This window comes from bacterium (genome assembly GCA_027622355.1).
Taxonomy (GTDB): domain Bacteria; phylum UBA8248; class UBA8248; order UBA8248; family UBA8248; genus JAQBZT01.
In genome coordinates, this window is sequence record JAQBZT010000141.1 from 1 (window position 1) to 7,780 (window position 7,780).

The window sequence follows — 7,780 nt, forward strand, 5'->3', positions numbered from 1 at the left end:
GCGTATCGTGCAGCAGGCCGCTTACCCCACTCTCGCGCAGCTTCTCCGCGAAGAGCAAAATGCCCTCCGGCGGCAGCTGGCGGACAACTTTGCCCGTCTCCCGTGCCTGAATTTGAACGATCAACCGGTTGGTCCCCTCGGCTACGGTGACCTTGGCCTGGAATTTATTGAAATCCAGCCGCCGATTCAGGTCCTCGACAACTTTCCTGACCTGTTCCAGATCCACTTCAGGCCGCGGAGGAGGCGGAGGAGGGGCTGCCGCCGTCTGCGGCGCAGGCGCGGATTCCACGGCCGGAGCGCCACCGCCCGAGGGCAGGGGCACCGGCTGCGGTTTGGGCACCGCTCCACCGACAACTTGCTGAACATTCAGCCCTGTATCCATTATCGACTCTCCGCTGAAGGCATCATCCGCTCCGGCCGGGGGAGCCGGGCCCATCCTTGGGCCCGACCCGCCCCAAACCGGGCGTTTACCTTCGTGATGCTACTGCCCTGTCCCCTACTCTCCCGCGCTTTACGCGAGGAGCTGAAGCACGGCCTGCGGGATGGCGTTGGCCTGGGTCAGAATGGCCGTACCCGCCTGCAGGAGGATCTGGTTCCGGGTGAACTGCACGGTTTCATCCGCGAAGTCCGCGTCCCGGATGGCGCTTTCTGCAGCCGCCAGGTTCTCACGGGCGACGCCCAGACTCGAGATGGTGGATTCCAGGACGTTCGCCTGGAAGGCACCGAGTTCACCACGAGCCGTCGTCACCTGGTCGATGGCGGCATCAATCAGCTTCAGTCCATCGCGCGCGCCCTTTTCGGTCGTCACGTCAATCTGGGAGACGTTCGCGTTCACGAGCGGCTGCTCGAGGCCGGTGGCCGTCTTGCCGAGCTGCGCCGCGCGCACGTCCGGCAGCTTCTGGGTGACCGTCTGGCCGGCGTTCGCGCCGACCTGGAAGACGAGCGAGCCCTGGTTCACGGTAATCGTCAACCCGGTCGGGTCAACCGTGCCGGTGAACTTGACGGCGAGGCCGTCGGCCGAGTTTCCGGCCGAGGCCAGGGTGAGGGTCTGCCCGACGCCCGTGGCGGCAATGGTGTTGATGGTGCCCGCCACGTTCGTTCCCTCGACAGTCACGGCCGCGGTCCCGACCGTGAGGTGGAAGCCCAGGGTCAATTCACGGTTCGAGGAAACGGTGTTCTTGCCGCCCGTGGCGGAATTGTTGCCGAAGGCGTCGTTCGTGAGCTTCAGCGTGCTGCCCTTGGTGACGGCAAGGTCGGTATCGGCCGTGAAGGTGGCGCCGACGCCGACGCCCGCCGTATCGAGCTGCTGATTCAGAACGCCCGCGAGGTTGCTCAGCAGCGTCCCGCTGGCGATGGTCACCACGGTCGCGGCGTTGAACGTGAGCGTCTCGCGCAGCAGCTTGACGGCGCTCGCGCCCTGCTTGACCTGGGTGGTGGGGGCCAGGGACGCACTGTAGGCCAGGGCGTCGCCGAGGTCGTCCACCTCCGCGGCCGCCAGGGCCACTCCGGCGATGACCTCCGCTCCATTGAAGCCGATGGTTTCCGCGCCGTTCGACGCGGCCGTGTTGGTGATCTTCACGTTAATCTGGGACTTGGCCGACACAAAAGCGGTGGCGTTGTTGCCGAATACCACGAAATCGCCAAGGTTGGAGTCGCTCGCGTTCAGGGCGGCGGCGATATCGGCTTCTACGCCACCAGCAACGATTTTATGAATCTTGACGGTAAAGACAGCGGTGTCTTTATCGAACGTAACAGAGTTCAGCGTGAAGTTGGCGTTCGCGGCCTGGTTGGCGGTGCCGTTCTTTGCGCCGGCGTCGGCGAGGGCCTGGCCCAGCGCCTTCTTGCCGGTGGCATCGAGGCCGTTGCCGAAGTCCACCGTGAAGGTGACGTTAAAGTTGTTCGTGATGTTCTGGTCGGCGGTCGCGTCAACCGCGACGCTCGCCGCGGAGGTGCCCGCAACCTGCCCGGTGCCCTGGGAGATGTCCGTCACCGAGAGGGCGAGGCCGGCGAACTTGCTGCCGACGACGAGTTGGTCACCGGCCGGATTGTCTTCGTTGAACGTCACGAACTTGCCGAGCGTGGTGCCGTTCAGCGCGGTCAGCAAGGGGTTGTCGAGCCCGGCGGTGGTGAAGCCGCCGGTCGTCTGATCGATGACGACGTAGGCGGTGGCGTCCTGCTCGTTGAAGCGGACAGTCACGCCCGTGACGCTCGTGTCGTCCTTCAGGCCGGCGTCGGTGAGATCCGTGCCGAGCGTCTTGGCGTCCGTCGCCGTGAGGCCCACGCCGAAGTCCACCTGGAAGGCGACGAACTTGTTGGAACCGAGATCGACAGCGGCGGTGCCGCCGGTCACGGCGGTCTGGAATTCGTTGTTGATCGTCAAGCTCTTCGAGCCCTGGGTGGCCGCCGTGATGCCCGCGACGGCGAAGGTGCCCGTCTGGGTGAGCGAGCTGGCCGAGACGAACGTCAGGATCGACTCATCGCTCGAGGTGCCCGAAACGCCCGAGGTGCCGTCGAGCAGCTTCTTGGTGCCGAACTGGGTGTTGCTCGCGATCCGGGTCAGGGTCGCGATCGAGGATGTGATCTGCGTCTGGTCGGCTCTCCGGCCGACAGCGTCGCCAGCGCCGGTGTTGAGGGCGTCGAGCGCCAGCGTCCGGATGGAGCGCAGCTGCTTGAGAACCTCGTCCAGCGATGCCTCAGCCGTTTTGATGAGGTTCACGCCGTTCTCGGAGTTCTTGATGGCCTGGCTGAGGCCGGCCACCTGCGCCCGCAGGTTCTCACTGATGATCAAGCCGGCCGGATCGTCCGCCGCCCGGTTGATCCGGATTGGATCACATCAGAGATAAAATAGGGGAGGTTTGTAGAGGTGCCCTTGTGCTTGACGATGAAATGATCGACGAGGACGGGAATGTCCTCGGGCCGCTCCCGAAGGGGCGGAAGATGAAGGGGAATCACGTTCAACCGGTAGAAAAGATCCTCCCGGAATTTTCCCTCGCCGATATACCCCTGCACGTCGCGATTCGAGGTGGCGATGACCCGGACATCCACCGCGATCGGCTCTCGCCCGCCCAGCCGGTCAATCGTCCGCTCCTGCAGCACCCGGAGGAGCTTGGCCTGAAGGTGCATATCCATTTCCGTGATCTCGTCGAGCAAAATGGTCCCGCCGCTGGCCAGCTCGAACTTGCCGCTCTTGCGCGCGATCGCCCCGGTAAAGGCCCCCTTTTCGTGACCGAACAGTTCACTCTCCAGGAGCGACTCCGGCAGTGCCGCGCAGTTGACCGCCACGTAGGGCTTTCCCGTCCGGGGACTTTTCTCGTGAATGTAGCGGGCAAGCAGTTCCTTGCCCGTTCCGCTCTCGCCCAGGATCAGGATCGACGCCGTGCCCGCGGCTGCCCGATCCGCAATGCCGATGATGGAATTGAACTTTGCGTTTTCCGTGATGAGGCGGGGCGAACCGGAGGTATCGGCCAGCTCGTCCGATGGGGGAAAAACCTGAGCGAGCAAGAACTCGACCTTCTTGCGCTCGAGCGGCCGCGGCAGGCAATCCAGCGCGCCATCGCGCACGGCGATCACCGCGACAGAAAACGAGGGTTGTGCCGAGGTGATCACCACGCGGGCGTCCGGGTTGCGGGAGACAATCTTACCGAGCAGATCCAGGGCGTCGTACTTCGTTCCATCGGAGTCGAGAAACGTCAGGCACGCCGCATCGCCCTCGGCCGAGGACAGGGCCTGGGCCGCGCTCTGGATTCGCTTGGGATGGTGGCCCTTCTCCCGTATCCATGCTTCCATCTCTTCGGGAAACACATCAGCGGAGCCGACCAAATTGACTTCAGCCAAGAAATCTCCTCGCACGGACAGTTTGGTTAGTTGGTCGCGCCGTCGCTTTTCTGCCGGAGGATGGAATCGATCCGCGGCCGGTTCTTCTCGTCCCAGTTCTTGCTCTCCGAGCGGAGCCGGCTCACGTCACGCCAGAACGGATCGTCCAGCTCACGGACTTTCGCCAACGGCCTGGAGTCGGCCTGCTTGGCGATGCGCAGCCGGTCCTGAATGCGCGCAATGCGGTGCAGCGCCCATCCGGCATGCGTGCTCTTCGGATACGCCTCGAGTGCCCGGCGATAGGCCAGAAGCGCGCTGACCAGCCTCCGGCCGTCGTACAGAATGTCGCCCAACCGGAAGTTCGCCTGCTCCAGTGAAAAAGGCTTTATCTTCGATGAGATGGTCTGGTGGATCGCCATCGCCTTTTGCAGCGACTCGACCGCCTGATCATAGCGCCCCAGGCGAATGCTCGCGTCGGAGAGCATGAAGAAGGCGCGGCTGCGGATCTCATCGGCCAGCCGACCCTCCAGCGCGGCGCGCAGGCGCCTGTCGGCGGTCCGGGGCTGTCCCTCTAGCAGGGCGATCTCGCCCAGGATCGACTGGATCGTGGGCGTCCAAACGCTCTGCTGGAAGCGCTTGAGATACGCTGTCCCCAGCTCTTTCGCCCGCTTGCGCTGCCCCTGCTCAAGGGCGCTCTGCGTGAGCCGGAGGAGCGCGGTCTCACCGACGGTCACCGCGCCCTCTGGCTCTTCCATGATCTGGGTGAGAATCTTGACGGCATCAGGATAAAAACCGAGCCGCATGTAGCTCTCCCCCACCTGAAGCATCGCCTGGTAGGGCTGGGCCAGCGGCGTCACCCGCAAGGGAACTATCGCGCGAAACTCGGCATAGGCATTGATGGCCCGCAGGAACTCGCGGCGGCGGAAGTACCGATCGATCTCCTTGAACTTCGCCCGCGCAACGATGACGTGCCCGTTATTCAGCAGCTGCGAGCTCGCATATTTCTCGATAAACTCCCGCATGGTGGCGATGGCCTCGCGAAGCAGATTCACCTTCAGGAAATGGGCGCCCAGGCGAAGGTAGGCGACTTCGGCGAACTGGGTGTCTTTACCCAGCCGGATCACTTCGCGGTAGGCGCGAAGCGGCTCCCGGAAGGGCGACATATCGAAAATCACGCCCGTCACCGCGATATCCTTTTTCTCCAGCCCGATGTCCGCCATGCGGATGAGCGCAACCAAGTGGCTTTCCGTTCTCGGGTAATCCTGGATCACGCGCGCGTACACCTTGAGGGCGTCTATCGTTCTTCCCTCTTCGAGAAAGATGTCGCCGAGGCGGGTCATCGCCCGGTGGGCCGAGTCGCTCGTCGGGTAAATGTTCACCATCTGCAGGTACACCCTTCCCGCATCCTGGAAGCGCCGTATCTGAAAAAGGGATTCTCCGTAGTTGAACAGAAGGTCCGAGCGAAGATTCACGAAATCGGGCCAGCGCTTGATTCCGGTTTCGAAGCGCGTGGCGGCTTCTTGGAATCTGCCCTGCGCGTAGATCGCGTTGGCGATTCCGAAAAACGCTTCCTTCTCTTCCGGCTTCCCCTTGTAGTTGTCTAAAATTTTCTGATACTCGACGATGGCGCTTCTCGGGTCGCCGCTCTTTATGTAGTAGTGGCCGATTTCGAGCTGCGCCCGGGGCGCAAGGGAACTCAGCGGCGCGCGCTCGAGAATCGCGCGAAAGGCCACCTGTCCTTCCGGGGCCTGGCCCAACTCCTGGTAGGACTGGCCCAGGCGGAAGAACGCCGTCGGCATCTGGGGCATCTGTGGATAGCGATCCAGGGCGTAGCGGTAGGCCAGCACCGAATCCCGGAAGGCGGCGGGTACCCCGGTTTTCGCAATGAAGAAACTGGCGTCGGCCAGCATGTAGGCCGCACGGCCATGCTCGGAGTGGTTCGGATATTTCTGGACAAAGCGCTGGAGCAAGGGGTGCCCCCGGACATAGAGGCCGCGCTGGTGGTATCTCAGGGCGATGCGGAACAGAAGAAGGGGCGAGCCCTCAAGCTCATCCGCCTCGGAAATCTCTTTTTTGCCCTTCTCCTTGCCCTCCTCCTTGGCTTTCTCCTTGGCAGCCCCCCCCCATCGCGGGCGAAGGGGCAAGCGCCGCCAGGGCGAGGAATCCGGCCAACGCACATCCTACAAAGGCGCACCAGCGGCCCCGTTCAGCAGATCGAATTGAATTAAAGAAATACATTAACATTTAGACAGTAATCCCTCTTTTCTTTAGCTTTTCAACCAACGTCGTCCGATTCAACCCCAACAGCTGAGCCGCCTTGTTCTTCACCCCTTTGCTTCTGGCCAGCGCCTCTTCGATCATTTTGTTCTCAATGTCGTCGATAAATGATTTCAAATCGATACCGCCATCGGGGAGACGAACGGGGGGCACCCCTCCCGAACCCCGGTCATCCGAGGCGGGTCTTCGGTGAAAGCGCTCGGGCAGGTCCTCGTGGCGGAGTACGTCAGTTTCGGCGAGGACCACAAGCCGCTCCACCAGATTTTCCATTTCGCGGACATTTCCCGGCCAATCGTAGGCCTTGAGAGCCGCCAACGCTTCTTGTTGCATGTGCCGCACATTACCTATACCATTTTCGCGGAATCTATCTATAAACGATTGAATTAAAAGTTCAAAATCTTCCATTCTCTCTCGCAGCGCGGGGAGGTGAATGGGAATAACGTTCAGGCGATAGAAAAGATCCTCCCGGAATTCGCCCAAGGCGACCGTGTTTTCAAGGTCCTTGTTGGTGGCTGCCACGACACGGACATTCACCTGGATAGTGCGGCCGCCACCGACGCGCTCGAAGGATTTCTCCTGGAGCACCCGCAAAAGTTTCACCTGGAGCTTGGGACTCATCTCTCCCACCTCATCGAGAAACAGCGTGCCGCCATTGGCCATCTGAAACCGGCCGTCGCGGGCAGCCGTGGCCCCCGTAAAAGCTCCTTTCTCGTGTCCGAACAGCTCGCTCTCGAGAAGCTCCTCCGGAATGGCGCCGCAATTGACCGGGATCAGCGGCTTATCCCTCCGGTCGCTCAACTTATGGATGGCCCGGCAGACAAGCTCCTTGCCCGTGCCACTCTCCCCGGTGATCAAAATCGTGCTCGAGGTTCCGCTCACCTTCGAGATCATGTCAAAAACCCGGCGGATGACGGAACTCCTCCCCAGGATCCCCTGGAAGCCATCCTCCTCTTCGGGAACACCGTTTTCCGGCTCTTTTCCCATAGCAGCCAGGCCGATGAAGGCCTCCACTTTGGGCGGCAGATTCTTGTCCGCCCTGGGCCAGGCCTCTACTCGCTGGCCCCTGCCTTCACTGCTTGCACAATCCGATCCAGGTGCTTGCCATCCGAGGTGCACATGATGGGAAGGTCGCGCCGCGTGATACGCAGTATCTGGATTTCCTCAATCAAATCAGGGAAATAATCTTCGTCCGCCCCTGGGGAGGGGAGATCGCAGAAAATCAAATCGGCCCCTCGCGTCTCCTGCGAGGAGGGCTCCAGGCGCTGGCGGGTCCCCACCTCGAAATCGCGCTCCCCCAGCACTCCCTGCAGGGCCTCGGCTTGACCCGCGGAGTACCCGCATAAAATGGCCCTTTTCGCGCCCATAGTGCTCCCGTTTTGACAATTGCCGCCGGGCATCCGACTGAAAAACAAAATATTGACACTGATTCTATCAACCACGCCAAAAGAGTCAAAATATTTTCACCTCCTATTTTCCGTGACTCGAAATTCGTCAAATTTCCTGCGTTTCCTTTCTGCGCCGGGGGGGTTTCCCATCCCCCTCCGCCATTACCGGCCGAGGCGGTCGGGGGAAAAATCCCTCATTATCCCTCAGTAACCCGCACGATCCCTCAGTAACCCGCACGCGCCTGTTTTTCGCGCCTCCCGCTCTCAAATTTCGCGCACTATCGCGCAGTGCCGCGCAATGGCTC

At 61.9% G+C, this 7,780-nt stretch carries 6 protein-coding genes; all 6 read right to left on the reverse strand.

Annotated features, from left to right (window positions below; translation table 11 throughout):
• Window positions 1-382, reverse strand: a 382-nt coding sequence (locus O2807_09220) for a flagellar protein FlaG (protein ID MDA1000675.1), incomplete at its 3' end; no start/stop codon positions are given.
• A gap of 129 nt (window positions 383-511) precedes the next feature.
• Window positions 512-2,788 carry a flagellin gene (locus O2807_09225; protein MDA1000676.1) on the reverse strand — a complete coding sequence of 759 codons (2,277 nt, stop codon included), beginning with the start codon at window positions 2,786-2,788 and terminating at the stop codon, window positions 512-514.
• Window positions 2,785-3,834, reverse strand: coding sequence for a sigma-54 dependent transcriptional regulator (locus tag O2807_09230; GenBank protein ID MDA1000677.1), 1,050 nt, complete (start codon window positions 3,832-3,834; stop codon window positions 2,785-2,787). Before O2807_09230 ends, O2807_09225 begins: the two co-directional genes overlap by 4 nt.
• A gap of 26 nt (window positions 3,835-3,860) precedes the next feature.
• Window positions 3,861-5,957: a tetratricopeptide repeat protein gene (locus tag O2807_09235; GenBank protein ID MDA1000678.1), complete on the reverse strand. Its 2,097-nt coding sequence runs from the start codon at window positions 5,955-5,957 to the stop codon at window positions 3,861-3,863.
• 100 nt (window positions 5,958-6,057) lie between these two features.
• Window positions 6,058-7,101, reverse strand: coding sequence for a sigma-54 dependent transcriptional regulator (locus O2807_09240; GenBank protein ID MDA1000679.1), 1,044 nt, complete (start codon window positions 7,099-7,101; stop codon window positions 6,058-6,060).
• A gap of 38 nt (window positions 7,102-7,139) precedes the next feature.
• Window positions 7,140-7,454 carry a hypothetical protein gene (locus O2807_09245; protein ID MDA1000680.1) on the reverse strand — a complete coding sequence of 105 codons (315 nt, stop codon included), beginning with the start codon at window positions 7,452-7,454 and terminating at the stop codon, window positions 7,140-7,142.
• Window positions 7,455-7,780 lie beyond the last annotated feature (326 nt).